This is a genomic window from Sulfitobacter sp. 1A13421, from assembly GCF_043557285.1.
Taxonomy (GTDB): Bacteria; Pseudomonadota; Alphaproteobacteria; order Rhodobacterales; family Rhodobacteraceae; genus Sulfitobacter; species Sulfitobacter faviae.
This window is the reverse complement of sequence record NZ_JBIFFQ010000005.1, coordinates 38,458-55,016: the sequence shown is the minus strand read 5'-3', so window position 1 is coordinate 55,016 and position 16,559 is coordinate 38,458. Positions and strand designations below refer to the sequence as shown.

The following is a 16,559-nucleotide window of genomic DNA, read 5'->3' as shown; positions in this document are numbered from 1 at the left end:
TCAACTTTCCTCCATGTCCCAGCCAAATCCACCGAATTCGCTGTCTGTGTCAGCCGCCGTGAGGTCCGAAGTCTCGGTCTCCCATGTGCCGGTCACGAACTGCCCGGCCAAATCCGGCATGCCTTCGGGCGGTGCCACTCCGACCCAAACCCCGACAGCCGCGGCAGTGGCAAGACCGCTCAGCCCCGCCGCACCGCCCAAGAGTTGCCAGAGCGCTTGATGCCACGGCTGGCGCGGTGCTTTGGGCATATGCGCTTCGGCATCGGCCAGAACGCGCGCCTGCAAATCGGCCGAGACCTGTGGCGGATTGGCCCGGGCCGCGGCAAAGAAATCTTCCAGATCGTCGAAGTCACTCATTTTCAAACCCCAATGCGTCCCGTTGTGCCGACAGTTGCGCGGCCAATGCCCGTTTGCCCCGCGCGGTCAGGCTTTCCACCGCTTCGACCCCGATGCCCAGCACCTCGGCGATCTCGGGATTGGCCATACCTTCGATATGGCGCAACACCACCGCTTGCCGCTGGCGGTCGGGCAAAGTGGCCAGCGCCTGTTGCAGGGCGTCCACACGGGCGGCCTGCTGCATCTGCTGCGCGGCACCGGGGGTCGGATCGGCAGGTTCCGCCACATCATCGAGCCCGGACACCCCCGAGCCCCGGCGGCGCAGACGATCAGTGCAGAGGTTGGCCACGACACGGTAGAGCCAAGTGGTCACCTTGGCCTCGCCCGCGCGCCACTTCGGCGCCTGACGCCAAAGCCGCAGCATCGCCTCTTGGGCCACATCCTCGGCTTCGGCCCGGTCACCGAGCACGCGCAGCGCATGGCCGTGGAGGCGCGGCACCAGCCGCGCGGTCAGCAACCGCGCCGCCGCCGCATCGCCATTGGCATAGCGTTGCAACAACTCGGCATCCGCATCTTGCTGCGCGTTGGGCAAATCCTGCATCCCGTCCATGGCTAAGGTCCGGGCGCGCCATGATCAAGCGCGCCCAAAGCTTCATTTAGTCCTGCTGCGGCTTGTCATGGTCCATTTTGTCACCCTTATGGTGCCGCTTGCCATGCATTTTTTTCGCCGCTTCGAACTCTTCGGCGCTGATGCTGCCGTTGCCGTCTTTGTCCAGACGCTCGAACATCTTGGCCGGATCGTGGCGCTGCGTCATCTCTTCCATCGAGAGTTTGCCGTCGTCATTGGCGTCCATACGCTCGATCATGCGGGCGCCCTTGTCACCGCCCTTATGACCGTGCTTGCCGCCCTCTTTGCCGCCGCGCTTGCCACCGTGTTTGTCGCCCATGGCTTCCAATTCGGAGGCGTCGAGGCTGCCGTTGCCATCGGTGTCGAAACGCTCAACCATCTTGGCGGCGCGATCGGCGCGGCGTGCATCGCCTGCGGCCTTCAGCTCTTCGCCGGTCACGAAACCGTCGCCATCGGCATCAACCTTGGCAAAACGCGCCTCGGCATGGGCCTGAAACTCTGCCTGCGTGATCGCACCGTTGCCATCTGCGTCAAGCTGCTGGAACCGGTCCTGCCCGCTTTGCTGGGCGGTGGCGGCCACGGCACCCACGGCCAACAATCCGCTGAGGGCTGCGATCTTCATATTGGTACGAATGGTCATCTTGATACTCCTCGTTTTTTAAAGATCGTCTCACGCTTTTGCGCCGCGATCACAGGGTCAAACGGCGGAGCCCGAAACTTCCGTCGCAGGTTTTCAAACTTTTTTTCGAAAAATTGGCAAAGCCCCGCCCTGCGCGACATGGCGCCGCAACGGCAACCTCCGGTCTTTTCATTTCACGCCCCAGACTGCATCTATCCCTCAACCAGAGGATCGCCCCATGTCACAGACCCAGCACTTGTCCCCCGACACCGCAGAGACCGATGCCAGCGAAGAGCGGCCCCGCTTGCCTGCCATGCTGCGCGGTTGGCGTGGCAAATGCCCCTCCTGCGGGGGCGGAGAGCTGCTGCATGGCTATCTGAAAGTGAACGACGACTGCGCGGTTTGCCGTCAGGAGTTCCACCACCACCGCGCCGATGACGGCCCGGCCTATCTGACCATTCTGCTGGTCGGTCACCTTTTGGCACCGGGGCTGCACATCGCCTATGTGGTTTGGCGGCCCGAACCTCTGACCCTGTTCACCATTTTTGCGGTTGGCTGCACGGCGCTGTCGCTTTACCTTCTGCCCAGACTGAAGGGGGCCATGATCGGCTTTCAATGGGCCAAAAGGATGGGCGGCTTCGGCCGGTCAAACTAAGGCGGCCCGCCCTTCGGCCCCTGACTGCCGGAGCGCTACCGCATGACCATCGACAAGACCAAAATCCGCAACGCCGCCACGGTGATCGTGCTGCGTGACCGCCATGAGACCCCGCATATCCTGATGGGGCAACGCGGGGCCAAGGCGGCCTTCATGCCGAATAAATTCGTTTTTCCCGGCGGGGCAGTGGACGCGGGCGATGCCCATGTGCCCCTTGCCGCCCCGGTGAACGCGCTTTGCCATGGCAGGCTTTGTGATGATGCCGAACCGTCGCTCGCCCATGCCATCGCCGTTGCCGCCATTCGTGAGCTTTGGGAAGAGACCGGTCTGGTGCTGGGCCGCAAGGGCGCATGGCAGGGGGATGTGCCGCCCGACTGGCAGAGCTTTGCAGCCACGGGCCATTTGCCCGATGCCTCCGCCCTGCAATTCGTGTTTCGCGCCCTGACACCGCCGGGCCGCCCGCGCCGTTTCGACGCGCGTTTCTTTCTGGTGGATGCCGACGACATCGCCAGCGACCCCGATGATTTTGACGCCGCCTGTGATGAGCTGTCACATCTGCAATGGGTGCCGCTGAGCCGGGCGCGGTCTTTCGACATGCCCTTCATCACCGAGGTCGTATTGGCCGAGGTCGCCGCCCGCGCGCGTGACACCAGCCCGCCTGCCTCGGTCCCGTTTTTCAAGAACAACGACGAAGAAAGCCTGTTCCTGCGCCTGCATGGCCGCCCGATGACGGGCTAGGTCACCAAAACCAGCGTCAGGATCGACAGGGCCAGCACCGCCATTCCCGCCCATTCCCGGCGCGAAATCCGCTCGTGGAAGAACAGGGTCGTGGCCGCAATGCTCAGCATCAGTTCCACCTGCCCCAAGGCTTTCACATAGGCCGCATTTTGCAGGGTGAAGGCGATGAACCAACAGAGCGACCCGCCCATCGAGGTCAGCCCGATCCAGACCGCCACCCGCCGCGCGGCCCAGACCCGGCGCATCTGCCCCGGTTCGCGCAAGCGTAGCCAAAGCGCCATGATCAACGTTTGCATCAGCACCACCGCGGCCAAAGTCACCCCCGCCCGCAACAGCGGATCGCCCGAGGCCACGGCGAGCGAGGCGCCGCGATAACAGACTGCCGAGATCGCGAAGAGAAAGCCCGAGGCGATGCCCAGCCCCGCCGCACGGTTGCGCAGATCGCTAAGGCGCAGCCCCCGCGCCTCGGCCCCGCCGGACAGCAACAGCAGCCCCAGCACGCCAAGGGCGATGGCCCCGAACCCCGCGCCCGAGACGCCCTCGCCCAGCACGATCCAACCCATCAGAACGGTTTGGATGACTTCGGTTTTCTTGAAAGTGATCCCCACGGCAAAGTTGCGCTGCTTGAATAATAGCACCACGCAGACCGTCGCCATGATCTGCGCCGTGCCGCCCATCGCCCCGTACAGCCAGAAGCCTGCCTCAAGCGGCGGCACTCCCTGCCCGCTCAGAGCCAGATAGAGCGGCAGCAACAGCGCCACGAAGGGCGCGGAATAGAGAAACCGCGAAAAGGTCGCCCCGCCTGCCGAAAGCGTATCGGTCGCCAGATGCTTTTGCAGCATGAAGCGCCCGGTCTGAAAGACGGCGGCGGCAAGGGTGACGAGGATCCACAGATCGGGGGCGAAAGCACTGTCCATAACAGCCTATAGGCCGAAGGCGGGCGGCAGGGCCAGTGTCTTAGGGCCTCATCTTTAGGGCCCCGAGGTCATAGCCGTTGAAGGCCAAGATCTCCTGCGCGGCGGCGATCCGGTCCGCCCCGCCCGTCGCCTGACGGTCAAGGATCCAGCCATATCCGCCATCGGGGCTGCCGATGACCGCCGTGCGGAACCCTTCGTCGACCCAAAGCACCCAGAAAGGCCGCTCGGCCCCGCCGACGGCGGCGCGCATTGTGTAGCGGCCCGGCCCCTCCGCGCTTAACGCCCAAAGGGTGCGGGTGTTGCGGCATCCGGCGCTGTCGCAGATCTGGCGCTGTTCGATCAGGGTCGGCCCTTGCGGCGCGAAGGTCACGGCTTGCAGGTTGGCGTCACCGGGGAATGCCGCCCGGACCTGCCACTTGCCGCCAAAACGCGCCGCGTCATAGCGGCTGGTGGCCCCGATCAAAGCCTCCGCATCGCGAAACCCAGTCTGCGCGGGCGGCGCTTCGCCGCCGCTACACGCCGCGAGGGCGCCCAAGAGCAGCAACATGCCCCCCCGCCGCGCCAAATGCATCCCAAGGCGGCCCATCAATAGGGCATCGGATGGGCTTTATGCGCTGCATTAAGGTCGGCCATCACCTCATCGCTCAAGGTCAGCTCCGCCCCGCCAAGCGCCACGTCAAGCTGCTCAAGGCTGGTCGCGCCAAAGATCACTGAGCCCATGAAGGGCCGCGTCGCACACCATGCCAGCGCCATCTGCACCGGGTCGAGCCCATGTTTCTCGGCCACGTCAAGATAGGCCGCGACCGCCTCAAAGGCGCGGGGGGTGACCCGACCGCCCAGATCTTCGTTCAGCGACAGACGCGACCCGGCGGGGACCTTCCCGCCCTGATATTTCCCGGTCAGCAAGCCCGCGGCCAGCGGAGAGAAGGCCAGCATGTCGATCTGTTCATTGACGCAGGTCTCGGACACATCGGTATCGGCCAGTCGGCACATCAGCGAATATTCGTTCTGCACCGAGATCGGGCACGGCCCGCCCACCCGTTCGGCCACGGCGGCCCATTGGGTCAGCCCCCAAGCGCTTTCGTTGCTCAGGCCAAAGGCGCGGATCGTCCCCCGCTCAACCTCACGCTGCAGCGCGCCGAGGGCGTCTTCCATATGCGCAATGGTCTCGGCCCGGTTCTGGCTCGACGGGTCGTAGTGCCAATTCTTGCGGAACATATAGCTGCCGCGGTTGGGCCAGTGGAATTGGTAAAGGTCGATGTAATCTGTCTGCAAGCGCTTCAACGAGCCTTCGATGGCGCCGGGGATCGTGTCGGAGGAAATCGGCGCGCCGTTGCGGGCGTGCTGCATCCCCTCGCCGGAGTGTTTGCTGGCCAGAACCACCTCGTCCCGGCGCTTGTCGCGGGCGAACCACTGGCCGATGATCTCTTCCGTCCGGCCAATCGTCTCGGCGCTGATCGGGTTCACGGGGTACATCTCGGCAGTGTCGATGAAGTTGATCCCGGCCTCCAGCGCGCGGTCGATCTGCGCATGGCCCTCCTCGGCGGTGTTCTGGGTGCCCCATGTCATGGAGCCCAAACAGAAATGCGAGACCTCGATATCGCTAGAGCCGAGCTTTTTCATCTTCATCTTTTGGTCCTCGCTTGTGATTTTCCCGCAACCTAGCCGCCTGCCCGGCCTTCGCAAGGTCAATTGCCCCGCGCCGATCCTAGCACCCCGACAAAAGCGCAGCCCCGGTAGTTTTCGGCCTTCCGTTTGGGCAGCAATGGACGCAATCTGCGCCCATGCGCCTGCTCATATCCTTCGCCGCCCTGTTCTTCTCGGTCATCCTTCTGCAACTCTCCACCGGAGGGGTGGGGCCGATCGACGTGTTATCGGGCACGCAGCTTGGGTTCAGCCGACAGGAAATCGGTATGCTCGGCTCGGCCCATTTTCTGGGATTTTTCATCGGTTGCTGGTGGGCACCGAGGTTGATGGGAAGCGTTGGCCACAGCCGCGCCTTTGCCGCCTTCACCGCCGCCGGATCCATCGGGTTAATGGCGCATATGATGGTGGTGGACCCCTACGCATGGGGGCTGATGCGCGTCGCGTCAGGCATGTGCGTGGCGGGCTGCTATACGGTGATCGAAGCATGGATGCAGGCCAAGGTCACCAATGAGACCCGCGGGCGCACCATGGGCGTTTACCGGGTGGTGGACATGAGCGGCTCGCTCGCCGCGCAGTTGATCGTGGGCGTGCTCGCCCCGGCGTCTTACGTCTCTTACAACCTGCTGGCCATCGGCTGCTGTGCCGCCCTCTTGCCGCTGACGCTGACCAAGGTTCGCCCGCCCGAAACACCCAGCCAGCCGCGGCTGCGCCCGCGCCTCGCCTTTGACCGCTCGCCGCTGGCGGCGGCGGGGGTCATCGTGGCCGCCGTCTCCAGCGCATCTTTCCGCATGGTCGGGCCGATCTACGGCCAAGAAGTCGGCCTCAGCGCGCCGCAGATCGCGTGGTTCCTTGCCGCCTTCGTGCTGGGCGGTGCGCTTGCGCAATACCCGATGGGGATGCTGGCCGATAAGTTCGACCGCCGCTGGGTGCTGATCTGGCTTTCGGTCGCCGCGATGGGCGGCTGTGCGGTCACCGTGATGGGCGCGGGCTATGGCACGGCGGGGATCATGCTCTCCGCCGGGCTCTTCGGCGCCACGACCTTTCCAATCTATTCGGTCTCTGCCGCCCATGCCCATGACTTTGCCAGTTCCGACGAACGGGTCGAGCTTTCCGCCGCCCTGATGTTCTTTTTCGCTCTGGGTGCCATCGGCGCGCCCTATCTCGCCTCGGTCCTGATCGACAATTTCGGCGCGGCGGCGCTTTTCGCGATGATCGCGGCGGCGCATGGGGGGTTGGTGGTCTTTGGCCTTGCCCGGATGCGTGCGCGCCCCACCTTAGCCGAGCGGACGCCCTACGTCTACGCGCCACGGACCAGCTTTCTCATCGGGCGGCTCTTGGGCCGCGCGCGGGACCGCGACTGACCGGTCCCGTCTTTTGCTGGAACTGGCGCAGCCCTTGCGATAAGGCTGCGCCAAGCACGGGAATATTTATATGACACGCCACCTCATCACCTCCGCCATCCCCTATATCAACGGGATCAAACATCTGGGTAACCTTGTGGGCAGTCAGCTGCCTGCGGACCTCTACGCGCGCTATCAGCGTGGCCGGGGGCAGGATGTTCTGTTCCTCTGCGCCACGGACGAGCACGGCACCCCCGCCGAGCTTGCGGCCGCGAAGGCGGGCAAACCGGTCGATGAATATTGCGCCGAGATGTATGAAACACAGGCTCGCATCGCCGAAGGGTTCGGCCTGTCCTTCGATCACTTTGGCCGCTCGTCCAGCCCGCAGAACCGCAAGCTCACGCAGCATTTCGCGGGCGCGCTGGCCGACCGCGGGCTAATCGAAGAGGTCTCCCAACGGCAGATTTATTCGCCGACCGACGGGCGCTTCCTGCCCGACCGCTATGTCGAGGGCACCTGCCCCAACTGCGGCTTCGAGGATGCGCGCGGCGATCAATGCGACAATTGCACCAAACAGCTCGACCCCGAGGACCTGATCAACCCACGCTCGACCATTTCGGGTGCCACCGATCTTGAGATGCGCGAGACCAAGCATCTGTTCCTAAAGCAGAGCCAACTCAAGGACGAACTCGACGCTTGGATCGACAGCAAGACCGACTGGCCGGTGCTGACCACCTCCATCGCCAAGAAGTGGCTGCATGACGGCGACGGGCTGCAGGACCGCGGCATCACCCGCGACCTCAACTGGGGCGTGCCCGTCAAACGCGGCGATCAGGATTGGCCGGGGATGGAGGGCAAGGTCTTCTATGTCTGGTTCGACGCGCCGATCGAATATATCGCCTGCGCGCAGGAATGGGTCGATGCGGGCAAAGGGACCGATTGGGAAAGCTGGTGGCGCACCGACAAGGGCGCCGATGAGGTCCGCTACACCCAGTTCATGGGCAAGGACAACGTCCCCTTCCATACGCTGAGCTTCCCGGCCACGATCAAGGGCTCGGGCGAGCCGTGGAAGCTGGTGGATTACATCAAGTCCTTCAACTACCTGACCTATGACGGCGGCCAGTTCTCGACCTCGCGCGGGCGCGGCGTCTTCATGGATCAGGCGCTGGAAATCCTGCCGGCGGACTACTGGCGCTGGTGGCTGCTGAGCCATGCGCCGGAAACGTCGGATGCCGAGTTTACTTGGGAAAACTTCCAAGCCTCGGTGAACAAGGACCTCGCCGATGTGCTGGGCAATTTCGTCAGCCGGATTACCAAGTTCTGCCGCTCGAAATTCGGCGAAGCGGTGCCCGAGGCCGGTGAATACGGCGAGGCGGAGCAGGCGCTGATCGAAGACATCACCGCCCGCGTCGCCCGTTACGAGACGTTGATGGAGGCGATGGAGGTCCGCAAATCCGCCGCCGAACTGCGCGGCATTTGGGCGGCGGGCAACGAATATCTGCAAGCCCAAGCGCCTTGGACCACCTTCAAGACCGACCCCGACCGCGCGGCGGCGCAGGTGCGGCTGGCGTTGAACCTGATCCCGCTCTACGCCGTGCTTTCCGCACCCTTCATCCCCACGGCCTCGGCTTCAATGCTGGAGGCGATGAAGGTCGACGACATGCCGTGGCCCGACGATGTGCCCGCGGCCCTGGGCAAGCTTGCCCCCGGCCACGGGTTTGAAGTGCCCGAGGTGCTTTTTGCCAAGATCAGCGATGAGGACCGCGAAAGCTGGGCCGAACGTTTCGCCGGTAAGCGCGACTGATCAGAAATGTAGGAACAGCGGCGCGGGTTATGCGCCGCTGTTTCGTTCTACGGCGAAGGCGCTCGGCTAACCGCGCCGCGCGCGCTTTCCCCCTGAGACCGCGCGCACTGGCCCCACGCCATTCGCCGCCGCTTCGACACCCCGAAACCGGACGCCATGCCCCCGCCCCTCGGGATCCCGCGCCGCCGTGAGCCAACCGTGGACAATGCGGGCCGTCTCCTCCCCCGGGTGCATCTGAAAGCCGCCCTGCGGCACCAGCCCCTCAAGCGCCTGCGCCCAAAGCGTGTCGATCTCGGCCCCATCGCAAAGCCGCGGCCCGAACAGATCGCTGATATGTTGCCCGATCAGACAATCTCCCAGCCCATAGGTGACACCGCAAGCCGCCTCATTGGCGCGGCAAACGCGCCCATCGGGAGTGAATACCACGTCGATTTCGGCCATATCGGCTTTCACGGGGGATAGGATGGGCTCACCCGCGGCCCCCTTCCCGCCCGCGAGGCCGGGAGAGTGGATAAGCGCCCCGCGAAGCCTTGCCTTGGGCGGGCCATCAAGGTTCTGCCTAAACATGCGCCGCTCTGCCGCGAAAACGATGGAGATGAGCGGGAGTTGCCCTGAGGTAAGGCTGTCCTCCGCAGCAGTGGTATCTCCGTCTGACATGCTGACCCTCTCACGCGGCACGTTGGATCCCGACGCGCCGCACCGCACAGCGGAGCCCGACCTCCGAGAAACATAGCCCCGCAGGCAAAAGACCATGCGCTGTAAGAGGTTAAACGATCTCCCTCCTTTCCCTGACCCTGCCATCCGCCACCTCTGCCTCATCCCGCCCCACTGCCGACCTTGGTGGAGGATTAGCGGCAAGGTCTTACCACGGAGTTAAAAAATGTAGGCACAGTGTGAACTTGCGAGAGACTTATTTTCGCCCTATTCCGACAGCAATTAACCAAGTGTTAATATCAGATAGGATAAAGATGTTCCGGGTCGCCCATACAATTCATCACGATCACGACCTCGGGCTCGTGCTGCTTGCGGCACTTCTTTGTATCTTCGGCAGCTGGGTGGTGGCACGGCTCTATCGGCATGTGCTTGAACAGCCGCGTCGCCAAGCGTTGATTTGGTGCTATTTGACCGCGATGACAGCGGGGGTGACGATCTGGTGCACCCATTTCATTGCGATCCTCGCCTATCAGCTCGACGCGCCGGCGACGTTCCATTTCTCGCTCACCTTCCTGTCGCTGATCATCGCCATCGTCGGCTCGATTCTGGGCGTCGTCATCGCCGGGCTGCTCAAATCCCGGCGGGCCACGGTTCTGGGCGGGACGATCTTTGGGCTGGCGATTTCGGCCATGCATTATACCGGCATGGTGGCCTATCGCGTGCAGGGCGCGATCCAGTGGGACATGGGCTATCTGACCGCCTCCGTCATCATCGCGGTTGTCCTTGCGACCCTCGCGCTTGGCGCAGCGGGCCGTGGGGGCAAGGGCAGCGTGCTGTGGATGACCGCGCTTTTGGCGCTGGCGATCATCCTGCTCCATTTCACCGGCATGGCCGCCTTTCAGGTCACCCCGCTGGCCGCGCAGCCGGTTTACGCCAACCCGGTTGAATATAGATTAATCGCGCTGATCATCGCCGGCACCGCCGCCATCATCGCGCTGGCCGCGCTCTTTAGCTATGTTGTCGAAAACCGCACCCGCAACGAAAGCGTCGAGGAACTGCGAAAGGCCCGCGATGCCGCCGAAAGCGCCAGCCGGGCGAAATCGGAATTCATGAGCGTGCTGAGCCACGAATTGCGCACCCCGCTGACCATCGTGATCGGCTACGCCAGCTTCCTGTCGGAACTCAAACGCCACAACCTCGCCAAGCTGGGCCCGGATGAAAAACCGGAGTCCGAGCATTTCACCAAGATGGGCGATCAGGCGGAGCTCTACGGCCAGCGCATCAAATTTGCGGGCGGGCAATTGTTGACCATTATCAACGACATCCTCGACTATACGAATATGGAGTTGAACGACCTCGCGCTCGACAAGACCGCCTTCGACACCCGCACGCTTTTGGAGGAAGTGGTCGAAGAGCACCACGGCGCCGCGCATGACAAGACCGCCACGCTGCATATCGACACCCCGCCGCTTACCGTCACCGCTGACCGCCGCCGCAGCCTGCAACTGCTGGGCCATATCGTCGGCAACGCGCTGAAATTCTCCAAGGCGCGGGACATCTATCTGCGCGCGCGCCTGCACGCGGGCGGGTTCGTTTTCGAGGTCGAAGACAATGGCGTTGGCATCGCCGCGCAGGATCTGGACCGCATTTTCGAGGCTTTCACCCAGATCGAAGACGCCGATGACCGCGCCGAGGGCGGCACCGGGCTGGGGCTCGCGATCTGCAAGAAACTTGCCCTCGCCCATGGTGGCGACATCACGGTCAAAAGCACGCTCGGTCAGGGCACGACCTTCACCGTGTTCATCCCCGGCGCCACGCAATTGGCAGAGCCTGCGACGCTGGCCCAAGCAAGCTAAGTCTTTGAAAAGGATGGTGCGGGCGGTGGGACTCGAACCCACACGGGGCTACGCCCCAACAGATTTTAAGTCTGGTATGTCTACCATTCCATCACGCCCGCATCGGGGCGCACAATAAGCATCACGCGGGCGGTGTAAATGGGCGAATGCCCCCGGCCCCATGGTTCTGGCACGATGCTTCAGGCCGTATCGGCCAGCATGGTTTCCTTCACCGCCTCCATCGCCACATAGGTCGAGGTGCTGGCCACATGCGGCAGGGTTGAAATCACCTCCCCCAGAAAGCGGCGATATTCCGACATGTTCCGCGTCCGCACCTTAATCAGATAGTCGAAATGGCTCGCGATCATATGGGCCTGTTCGATCTCAGGCACCTTGGCCACGGCGAGGTTAAAAGCCCGCAAGGCCGCCTCGCGCGTGTCGTTCAGGCGCACCTCGACAAAGGCGACGTGATCCAGCCCCAGCCGGATCGGGTCCAACAGGGCACGATAGCCAAGGATAACGCCGCTTTCCTCCAACCGGCGCAGACGCGCTTGGGTGGGGGATTTCGACAGGCCGATGCGGCGGGCAAGATCGGTGATGCTGATGCGCCCGTCTTCGGCCAACACCGATAGAATCGCGCTGTCGAACCGGTCCAGATTGAAAAGTTCATTTGGCATGTGATACCCCGGTAGTTCGGTCATAACGACTATAATGCAATACATATTAAGTCGATTAGCCTTCTCAACATGCGGTATTCTGGTCCAAACATCAACTGGAGCTTGCCATGGCCCTCGATCACGCCCCCGCCCTTCGCCAAACCATCGACGCGCGCACCTATGCCGAGCCTGACGCGCTGCTGACCGAGCTCAAGGCACAGGCCGATCTTTCGCCCGAGGACCGCGCCAAGATCACCGCCGATGCGGCGGGTCTGGTGCGTGACATCCGCGGCACCTCGGCCCCCGGCATGATGGAGGTCTTCCTCGCCGAATACGGGCTCAGCACCGAGGAAGGCGTGGCGCTCATGTGTCTGGCCGAAGCGCTGCTGCGCGTGCCGGATGCCGAGACCATCGACGCGCTGATCGAGGATAAGATCGCCCCCTCGGACTGGGGCCGTCATATGGGGCATTCGACCTCCAGCCTCGTCAACGCGTCGACATGGGCGCTGATGCTGACGGGCCGCGTGCTGGACGACGACCAGCCCGGCCCGGTGCGCCACCTGCGCGCGGCGATCAAACGTCTGGGGGAGCCGGTGATCCGCACCGCCGTCAGCCGCGCCATGCGCGAGATGGGCCGCCAGTTCGTTCTGGGTGAGGACATTCAGGCCGCGATGAAACGCGCCCGCGGCATGGAGAAGAAGGGCTTCACCTACAGCTACGACATGCTGGGCGAAGCCGCGCGGACTGAGGCCGATGCCAAGCGCTATCACCTCAGCTACTCCCGCGCGATCTCGGCCATTGCAGATGCCTGCACCCATGACGACATCCGCAAGAACCCCGGCATCTCGGTCAAGCTTTCGGCCCTGCACCCGCGCTACGAGTTGGCGCAGGAAGAGGCCGTGATGCGCGATCTGGTGCCGCGCCTGCGGGCGCTGGCGCTCTTGGCGAAATCCGCCGGAATGGGCCTCAATATCGACGCCGAGGAGGCCGACCGTTTGGCACTCTCGCTCGAGGTGATCGACACGGTGATGGGCGAGCCTGCCTTGGCCGGCTGGGACGGTTTCGGCGTGGTCGTGCAGGCCTACGGCCCCCGCGCCGGCGTGGTAATCGACACGCTTTATGACATGGCGCAGCGCCATGACCGCCGCATCATGGTGCGGCTGGTGAAAGGCGCCTATTGGGACACCGAGATCAAGCAAGCGCAGGTCGAGGGGATCGACGGCTTCCCGGTCTTCACCCGCAAGGCCGCGACGGATGTGAGCTACATCGCCAATGCCCGGAAACTGCTGGGCATGACCGACCGCATCTACCCGCAGTTCGCCACCCATAACGCCCATACCGTCGCCGCTGTGCTGCATATGGCCGACGATCCAGAGGCCTACGAGTTCCAACGCCTGCACGGCATGGGCGAGACCCTGCATGACATCGTTATGCAGAAACACGGCACCCGCTGCCGCATCTACGCTCCCGTCGGTGCGCACCGCGATCTGCTGGCCTATCTTGTCCGGCGTCTCTTGGAGAACGGCGCGAACTCCAGCTTCGTGAACCAGATCGTTGACGAGGACGTGCCGCCCGAAGTCGTGGCCGCCGATCCCTTCGACCAACTTCAGGACAACGCCCCAACGATCCCGAAAGGGCCGGAAGTGTTCCAGCCGCAGCGCGCCAATGCGCGCGGCTTCGATCTGGCGCATACCCCGACACTGGTCGCGATCGAGAAGGCGCGCGCGCCCTTCGCGGAAGCGACATGGGAAGCCGCACCGCTACTGGCGGGCGAAGCTGCGCCCGAGGCGGCTGAAACCGTCGCCAACCCTACCGGGGGTGCCTCCCCCGGGACCGTGCGCCCTGCCTCCAAGGCCGATGTGGCCACAGCGCTCGACACTGCCGCGCCTTGGGACGCGCCTCTCAACACCCGCCGCGACACGCTTTTGCGCGCCGCCGACATGCTCGAGGACCGCTACGGCGAGATCTTCGCCATCCTCGCCCGCGAGGCTGGCAAGGGTCTGCCCGACTGCGTGGCCGAATTGCGTGAGGCGGTGGATTTCCTGCGCTACTACGCAGGTCAAGCCACCAACGAGCCGCCCGCGGGCCTCTTCACCTGCATCTCGCCGTGGAACTTCCCGCTGGCGATCTTCTGCGGGCAGGTCGCGGCAGCACTGGCCGCAGGCAATGCCGTACTGGCCAAACCGGCCGAGCAAACCCCGCTGATCGCACAGCTTGCCGTCAAAGTGCTGCATGAAGCCGGCGTGCCGCGCGCGGCGCTGCAACTGCTGCCGGGCGGCGGCGAGGTGGGCGCGGCACTCACGGGCGACGCCCGCGTCAACGGCGTGGCATTCACCGGCTCCACCGCCACCGCCCTGCGCATCCGCGCCAATATGGCCGAGCATTGCGCCCCCGGCACCCCGCTCATCGCCGAGACCGGCGGCCTCAACGCCATGATCGTCGACAGCACCGCCCTGCCCGAGCAGGCCGTGCAGGCCATCGTCGAAAGTGCCTTCCAGTCCGCGGGCCAGCGCTGCTCCGCCGTGCGCTGCCTCTACGTGCAGGAGGACATCGCCGAGGACCTGATCACCATGCTGAAGGGCGCAATGCAGGCGCTGCGCATGGGCGATCCGTGGCATCTGTCGACAGACGTCGGCCCGGTGATCGACGCGGCTGCGCGCAAAACCATTCTGGAGCATGTCGAGGCCGCCCGCGCCAAGGGTCGCGTGATTGCCGAGCTGAAGGCCCCCGAAGGCGGCACCTTCGTCGGCCCCGCGATCCTGCGGGTGGATGGCATCAGCGACATGAAGCGCGAGATCTTCGGCCCCGTGTTGCATGTGGCGACCTTCAAGAGCCATGAGCTCGACGCCGTGATCGACGCGATCAACGCCACCGGCTATGGCCTCACCTTCGGCCTGCACACGCGGATCGACGACCGGGTGCAACATGTCTCGGAGCGGATCGAGGCGGGCAACATCTACGTCAACCGCAACCAGATCGGCGCCATCGTCGGCAGCCAGCCCTTCGGCGGCGAAGGGCTCTCGGGCACCGGGCCGAAGGCGGGCGGGCCGAACTACCTGCCGCGTTTCGCCGCCCCCGACCATCGGGAGGCCTCGGGCACATGGGACAGCGAACAGACCACGCTGCCCGCCCTGCCCGCGCATACCCCGACCGTGCTGGAGACCCAGACGATGCCCGGGCCGACCGGCGAGAGCAACCGCCTGTCGACCCTGCCCCGGCCTGCGCTTCTCTGCATGGGTCCGGGGGCCGAGGCGGCCACCGCACAGGCCAAGGCGGTGCGCGCCCTCGGCGGTGTCGCGGTTGAGGCCACAGGCCCCATCGACCCCGAAGCGCTCACCACCGGCCCGGCCTATGGCGGCGTGCTCTGGTGGGGCGATGAGGAGGCGGCGCGGCAAATCGACAAGGCGCTGGCGACCCGCGAAGGGGCGATCATTCCGCTTCTGCGCGGCAAGCCCGACACCGCGCGCGTGCGCGCCGAGCGCCATGTCTGTGTTGACACCACCGCCTCGGGCGGCAATGCACAGCTCTTGGGGATGATGGCCTGAACGGGCCGCGCAATTAGGGGGAGCGCCATGCTGACGAACCGCGATATTGAAGAGTTGACGCAGTTTCGCAGGGCGCTCCACCAATACCCCGAGATCTCGGGCGAGGAAGTGGAAACCGCCCGGACCATCGCGGCGGAACTGGAAAAGCTCGCGCCTACGCGCATCCTCACCGGCCTTGGCGGACATGGGGTGGCGGCGGTTTTCGACAGCGATGCGCCCGGCCCCACGGTGCTCTTCCGCGCGGAACTCGACGCCCTGCCGATCCCCGAGGAACATGACATTCCTTGGGTCTCTAAGGTGCCGGGCAAGTCCCACGTCTGCGGCCACGACGGTCATATGACCATGCTCTTGGCGCTCGGTCGGATGATCGCGCGCCGCCCCGTCGCAAAGGGCCGCGTGGTGCTGATGTTCCAACCGGCCGAGGAGGATGGCAGCGGCGCGCGGGCGGTGGTGAACGATCCCGCCTATGCCGAGATCGCTGCCGATTACGCCTTTGCCATCCATGTCGAGCCGGGCCGCCCCTTTGGCCATGTCGACACCGCGCCCGCGCTGATCAACTGCGCCTCAAAAGGCATCTCCCTCACCCTGCACGGCAAGACCGCCCATGCCGCCAGCCCCGAAGACGGCACCTCCCCTGCGCCTGCGCTGGCCGAATTGATCCCGGCGCTGCAAGCGCTCGGCCCCGGCGGGCCGCTTGATGATGACTTCCGCCTCGTCACCCTCACCCACCTGCGCATGGGTGAGCCGACCTTTGGCGTCGCCCCGGGCGAAGCCGCGCTTTATGCCACCCTACGCAGCACCCGCGACGATGCGCTGGCCGAGATCGAAGCGGCCTTGCACGCCGAAGTCGCCCGCGTGACCGAGGTCCATGGGCTGACGGCAGCTTTCGCGGAATCGGACCATTTCGCCGCCTCCATCAACCACCCCGACGCCTACGCGATCGCCGCCGCGGCGATGGACGCGCTCGGCGTGTCACACGGGCAGAAAAACCTACCGATGCGCGCCTCCGAGGATTTCGGCCTGTTCGGGCGCGATGCCAAGGCCGCGATGCTCTGCCTCGGCCCCGGCGAGGGCTATGCCGCCCTGCACAACCCCGATTACGATTTCCCCGACGATCTGATCTCCGTGGGCGCCGGTATTTTTGAGCGGATCGCGCGGGATTTGCTCGGTTCCGCTTGACAGAAG

The 16,559-nt window shown here is 64.7% G+C and carries 15 protein-coding genes and 1 tRNA gene; 7 read left to right on the top strand and 9 right to left on the bottom strand.

The window, feature by feature from the left end:
- The 3 genes from ACGYLI_RS11090 to ACGYLI_RS11080 are packed head-to-tail and all read right to left on the bottom strand — an operon-like array spanning position 1 to position 1,604.
- Entirely contained in the window at positions 1–357 is a 357-nt protein-coding gene (locus tag ACGYLI_RS11090; RefSeq protein ID WP_394419220.1) for a hypothetical protein, read from the bottom strand.
- A complete protein-coding gene (locus tag ACGYLI_RS11085; protein WP_394419219.1) occupies positions 350–946 on the bottom strand; it encodes an RNA polymerase sigma factor in 597 nt (198 codons plus the stop codon). The genes ACGYLI_RS11090 and ACGYLI_RS11085 overlap by 8 nt, the downstream gene beginning before the upstream one ends.
- A gap of 46 nt (positions 947–992) precedes the next feature.
- Positions 993–1,604, bottom strand: a complete 612-nt coding sequence (locus ACGYLI_RS11080; RefSeq protein WP_394419218.1) for a calcium sensor EFh — start codon at positions 1,602–1,604, stop codon at positions 993–995.
- Positions 1,605–1,821: 217 nt separating this feature from the next.
- Here ACGYLI_RS11080 and ACGYLI_RS11075 point away from each other — a divergent pair, with 217 nt between their 5' ends.
- Positions 1,822–2,238 carry a DUF983 domain-containing protein gene (locus tag ACGYLI_RS11075; protein WP_394419217.1) on the top strand — a complete coding sequence of 139 codons (417 nt, stop codon included), beginning with the start codon at positions 1,822–1,824 and terminating at the stop codon, positions 2,236–2,238.
- Positions 2,239–2,280: 42 nt separating this feature from the next.
- Positions 2,281–2,976, top strand: coding sequence for an NUDIX hydrolase (locus tag ACGYLI_RS11070; protein ID WP_209219340.1), 696 nt, complete (start codon positions 2,281–2,283; stop codon positions 2,974–2,976).
- Here the strand turns inward: ACGYLI_RS11070 and ACGYLI_RS11065 are convergent.
- From ACGYLI_RS11065 to ACGYLI_RS11055, 3 genes are read right to left on the bottom strand one after another with little or no spacing between them, the layout of a single operon-like run.
- Entirely contained in the window at positions 2,973–3,893 is a 921-nt protein-coding gene (locus tag ACGYLI_RS11065; protein ID WP_394419216.1) for an EamA family transporter, read from the bottom strand. The genes ACGYLI_RS11070 and ACGYLI_RS11065 overlap by 4 nt on opposite strands.
- Positions 3,894–3,933: 40 nt before the next feature.
- A complete protein-coding gene (locus ACGYLI_RS11060; protein WP_394419215.1) occupies positions 3,934–4,440 on the bottom strand; it encodes a lipocalin family protein in 507 nt (168 codons plus the stop codon).
- Positions 4,441–4,478: 38 nt separating this feature from the next.
- A complete protein-coding gene (locus tag ACGYLI_RS11055) occupies positions 4,479–5,522 on the bottom strand; it encodes an aldo/keto reductase (RefSeq protein ID WP_394419214.1) in 1,044 nt (347 codons plus the stop codon).
- A gap of 155 nt (positions 5,523–5,677) precedes the next feature.
- On the opposite strand from ACGYLI_RS11055, the gene ACGYLI_RS11050 reads away from it, so the two are divergent.
- A complete protein-coding gene (locus ACGYLI_RS11050; protein WP_394419213.1) occupies positions 5,678–6,901 on the top strand; it encodes an MFS transporter in 1,224 nt (407 codons plus the stop codon).
- 70 nt (positions 6,902–6,971) lie between these two features.
- Positions 6,972–8,684, top strand: a complete 1,713-nt coding sequence (gene metG / locus ACGYLI_RS11045; RefSeq protein WP_394419212.1) for a methionine--tRNA ligase — start codon at positions 6,972–6,974, stop codon at positions 8,682–8,684.
- Positions 8,685–8,750: 66 nt separating this feature from the next.
- Here metG and ACGYLI_RS11040 read toward each other — a convergent pair whose 3' ends face one another.
- Positions 8,751–9,341 (bottom strand): PAS domain-containing protein, encoded by a 591-nt coding sequence (locus ACGYLI_RS11040; protein ID WP_394419211.1) that lies wholly within the window; start codon positions 9,339–9,341, stop codon positions 8,751–8,753.
- Positions 9,342–9,652: 311 nt separating this feature from the next.
- On the opposite strand from ACGYLI_RS11040, the gene ACGYLI_RS11035 reads away from it, so the two are divergent.
- Positions 9,653–11,194 carry an MHYT domain-containing protein gene (locus ACGYLI_RS11035; RefSeq protein WP_394419210.1) on the top strand — a complete coding sequence of 514 codons (1,542 nt, stop codon included), beginning with the start codon at positions 9,653–9,655 and terminating at the stop codon, positions 11,192–11,194.
- A 14-nt stretch (positions 11,195–11,208) separates the two neighbouring features.
- Here the strand turns inward: ACGYLI_RS11035 and ACGYLI_RS11030 are convergent.
- A tRNA-Leu gene (locus tag ACGYLI_RS11030) sits at positions 11,209–11,295 on the bottom strand.
- Between the two features lie 78 nt (positions 11,296–11,373).
- Positions 11,374–11,850, bottom strand: a complete 477-nt coding sequence (locus ACGYLI_RS11025; protein WP_394419336.1) for an Lrp/AsnC family transcriptional regulator — start codon at positions 11,848–11,850, stop codon at positions 11,374–11,376.
- Between the two features lie 107 nt (positions 11,851–11,957).
- On the opposite strand from ACGYLI_RS11025, the gene putA reads away from it, so the two are divergent.
- Both putA and ACGYLI_RS11015 read left to right on the top strand, forming a co-directional pair.
- Entirely contained in the window at positions 11,958–15,374 is a 3,417-nt protein-coding gene (putA, locus tag ACGYLI_RS11020; RefSeq protein ID WP_394419209.1) for a bifunctional proline dehydrogenase/L-glutamate gamma-semialdehyde dehydrogenase PutA, read from the top strand.
- Positions 15,375–15,401: 27 nt separating this feature from the next.
- A complete protein-coding gene (locus tag ACGYLI_RS11015) occupies positions 15,402–16,553 on the top strand; it encodes an amidohydrolase (RefSeq protein ID WP_394419208.1) in 1,152 nt (383 codons plus the stop codon).
- The last annotated feature ends 6 nt before the right edge of the window (positions 16,554–16,559 follow it).

What these genes read in the sequence shown, in the direction of transcription:
- ACGYLI_RS11090 (WP_394419220.1), bottom strand. Translation starts at nt 357, where the DNA reads ATGAGTGACTTCGACGATCTGGAAGATTTCTTTGCCGCGGCCCGGGCC.
- ACGYLI_RS11085 (WP_394419219.1), bottom strand. Translation starts at nt 946, where the DNA reads ATGGACGGGATGCAGGATTTGCCCAACGCGCAGCAAGATGCGGATGCC.
- ACGYLI_RS11080 (WP_394419218.1), bottom strand. Translation starts at nt 1,604, where the DNA reads ATGACCATTCGTACCAATATGAAGATCGCAGCCCTCAGCGGATTGTTG.
- ACGYLI_RS11075 (WP_394419217.1), top strand. Translation starts at nt 1,822, where the DNA reads ATGTCACAGACCCAGCACTTGTCCCCCGACACCGCAGAGACCGATGCC.
- ACGYLI_RS11070 (WP_209219340.1), top strand. Translation starts at nt 2,281, where the DNA reads ATGACCATCGACAAGACCAAAATCCGCAACGCCGCCACGGTGATCGTG.
- ACGYLI_RS11065 (WP_394419216.1), bottom strand. Translation starts at nt 3,893, where the DNA reads ATGGACAGTGCTTTCGCCCCCGATCTGTGGATCCTCGTCACCCTTGCC.
- ACGYLI_RS11060 (WP_394419215.1), bottom strand. Translation starts at nt 4,440, where the DNA reads ATGTTGCTGCTCTTGGGCGCCCTCGCGGCGTGTAGCGGCGGCGAAGCG.
- ACGYLI_RS11055 (WP_394419214.1), bottom strand. Translation starts at nt 5,522, where the DNA reads ATGAAGATGAAAAAGCTCGGCTCTAGCGATATCGAGGTCTCGCATTTC.
- ACGYLI_RS11050 (WP_394419213.1), top strand. Translation starts at nt 5,678, where the DNA reads ATGCGCCTGCTCATATCCTTCGCCGCCCTGTTCTTCTCGGTCATCCTT.
- metG (WP_394419212.1), top strand. Translation starts at nt 6,972, where the DNA reads ATGACACGCCACCTCATCACCTCCGCCATCCCCTATATCAACGGGATC.
- ACGYLI_RS11040 (WP_394419211.1), bottom strand. Translation starts at nt 9,341, where the DNA reads ATGTCAGACGGAGATACCACTGCTGCGGAGGACAGCCTTACCTCAGGG.
- ACGYLI_RS11035 (WP_394419210.1), top strand. Translation starts at nt 9,653, where the DNA reads ATGTTCCGGGTCGCCCATACAATTCATCACGATCACGACCTCGGGCTC.
- ACGYLI_RS11025 (WP_394419336.1), bottom strand. Translation starts at nt 11,850, where the DNA reads ATGCCAAATGAACTTTTCAATCTGGACCGGTTCGACAGCGCGATTCTA.
- putA (WP_394419209.1), top strand. Translation starts at nt 11,958, where the DNA reads ATGGCCCTCGATCACGCCCCCGCCCTTCGCCAAACCATCGACGCGCGC.
- ACGYLI_RS11015 (WP_394419208.1), top strand. Translation starts at nt 15,402, where the DNA reads ATGCTGACGAACCGCGATATTGAAGAGTTGACGCAGTTTCGCAGGGCG.